This window comes from Bacillus sp. P4_D3, assembly GCF_056401855.1.
Genome location: NZ_JBFUIN010001106.1, coordinates 1 through 812 on the forward strand (window position 1 = coordinate 1; position 812 = coordinate 812).

At 36.9% G+C, this 812-nt stretch carries 1 protein-coding gene and 1 pseudogene; both read left to right on the plus strand.

What is annotated here, in order from left to right:
• Positions 1-488 (plus strand): SDR family oxidoreductase (locus AC1DTM_RS29590; protein WP_477001604.1); only part of this gene is annotated, 488 nt, incomplete at its 5' end.
• A gap of 84 nt (positions 489-572) precedes the next feature.
• Positions 573-812 (plus strand): annotated as a pseudogene (locus tag AC1DTM_RS29595) (class III poly(R)-hydroxyalkanoic acid synthase subunit PhaC); the annotation flags it as partial.

Here is an 812-nt window from a genome sequence, read left to right on the forward strand (position 1 = left end):
ATATCCTTGTTAATAATGCTGGTATTACAAGAGATCGTACATTCAAAAAGTTAAATCGTGAAGATTGGGAGCGCGTAATTGACGTGAACTTAAGCAGTGTATTTAATACGACAAGCGCTGTACTTCCATACATATCGGAAGCAGAAGAAGGTAGAATCATTAGTATTTCGTCTATTATTGGCCAAGCAGGTGGATTTGGACAAACAAACTACTCAGCAGCAAAAGCAGGTATGTTAGGATTTACAAAATCATTAGCGTTAGAGCTTGCAAGAACAAATGTAACTGTAAACGCAATTTGCCCAGGATTTATTGATACTGAAATGGTAGCAGAAGTACCAGAAGAAGTGCGTCAAAAAATCGTTGCGAAAATCCCGAAAAAACGTTTTGGTCAAGCTGATGAAATTGCAAAAGGTGTAGTATATCTATGCCGTGACGGTGCGTATATCACAGGTCAGCAATTAAACATTAACGGCGGATTATACATGTAATGAAGTAAGAAAAAAAGTGCATATCCATAGCAGGAATGCACTTCTTTTTTTAGAAAGAAATTGACCAAAAAGGAGATAGAAAAAATGACTACATTCGTAACGGAATGGGAAAAGCAATTGGAGTTGTACCCAGAAGAATATCGTAAAGCATATCGCCGTGTGAAAAGAGCGAGCGAAGTTTTATTACGCGAACCAGAACCACAAGTTGGTTTAACGCCGAAAGAGGTTATTTGGACGAAGAATAAAACGAAGCTTTATCGTTACATTCCAAAACAAGAAAAAACACAGAGAGTTCCAATCTTATTAATATACGCTCTTATTAAT